The organism is Rhodoplanes sp. SY1 (assembly GCF_046000175.1).
In the GTDB taxonomy this organism is placed as follows: Bacteria; Pseudomonadota; Alphaproteobacteria; order Rhizobiales; family Xanthobacteraceae; genus Rhodoplanes.
The window spans coordinates 1-1,361 of record NZ_JBEOMB010000102.1 but is presented as its reverse complement, the minus strand read 5'-3'; the positions used below and the strand labels follow the sequence as shown (position 1 = coordinate 1,361).

At 65.8% G+C, this 1,361-nt stretch carries 1 protein-coding gene; it reads left to right on the top strand.

Annotated features, from left to right (window positions below; translation table 11 throughout):
- Positions 1-74: 74 nt before the first annotated feature.
- Positions 75-1,288, top strand: a protein-coding gene (locus tag ABTU92_RS22680; protein WP_408093892.1) for an IS3 family transposase whose coding sequence is annotated in 2 segments (ribosomal slippage) — positions 75-351 and positions 351-1,288 — 1,215 coding nt in all. Because the reading frame shifts where the segments join, the coding sequence is not laid out codon by codon here.
- The last annotated feature ends 73 nt before the right edge of the window (positions 1,289-1,361 follow it).

Genomic DNA, 1,361 nt, shown 5'->3' with positions numbered 1-1,361 from the left:
TGAAGTGGACCCCGGTTTTGGGACCAGGGCGCAAGTTGGAAATCGGTCGCTCCGTTTGGTAGACGGAGCAGACCATGACGAAGAGAACGAGACGGAAGATCGACGCGGGGCTGAAGGCGAAGATCGCGCTGGAGGCGATCCGCGAGCAGGCGACGGTGGCCGACCTGGCCCAGCGCTACGAGGTCCATCCCAACCAGATTTACGCCTGGAAGAAGCAGCTTCTGGACAACGCGGCGCGGGCGTTCGACCCGAGCGTGGGTGTGGACGCCGAGAAGGTCGCGCAGAAGACGGTCGACGACCTCTACGCGAAGATCGGCCAGTTGACGGTGGAGCGGGATTTTTTAGTCAGGAGGTCCGGCAGATGAGCGCGGCGGACCGGCGAGAAATGCTCGATCGCAGCGACGAGACGCTGTCGGTGCGGCGGCAATGTGCCCTGCTCGGGGTGGCGCGGTCGAGCGTCTATCGGCCCGAGCGGCCGGCCAACGACGACGATCTCGCCCTGACGCGGCGGATCGACGAGCTGTTCACCGCGTGGCCGTTCTACGGCTCGCGCCGGCTGACGGCGACGCTTCGGGCCGAGGGCTGGCTCGTCAACCGCAAGCGCGTGCAGCGCCTGATGCGGCTGATGGGCATTGCCGCGCTGGGACCGAAGCCGAACACGTCGAAGCCGGCGCCTGGGCACAAGGTCTTCCCGTATCTGCTGCGGGATCTGTCGATCGAGCGGCCGAACCATGTGTGGGCGGCGGACATCACCTACATCCCGATCGGCCGCGGCTTCCTCTACCTGGTGGTGATCATCGACTGGGCGAGCCGGGCCGTGTTGGCATGGCGGTTGTCGAACACGCTGGACACCTCGTTCTGCCTGGCGGCCCTCGAGGACGCGATGGCGCGGTTCGGCAAGCCAGAGATCTTCAACACCGACCAGGGCTGCCAGTTCACCTCGGCGGCCTTCACGGGCGCGCTGCTCGCGGCCGACATCCGGATCTCGATGGACGGCCGCGGCCGCTGGATGGACAACGTGTTCATCGAGCGGCTGTGGCGCTCCCTCAAGCACGAGGACATCTACCTGAAACACTACGCCGACGGCCGCGAGGCGAAGGCCGGCATCGCCATGTGGATCGCCTTCTACAACGAGCAGCGGCTCCACCAAGCGCTCGGCTATCGGACTCCGATGGCAGTGTGGCGCGCCGGCGCCATCGGCGAGGCTGTGGACATGATGGACAACGCTGCCGCGTTGCCCACAGGCCCACAGCAACAAAAGCCGCAGACAGATCGATTGGCAGCATGATATCAGAGGATCGGAGCGGCCGAGCTTCCAACTAAGAACGCCACGCCAGTGGTCCTCGGCTCGGGGTCCATTT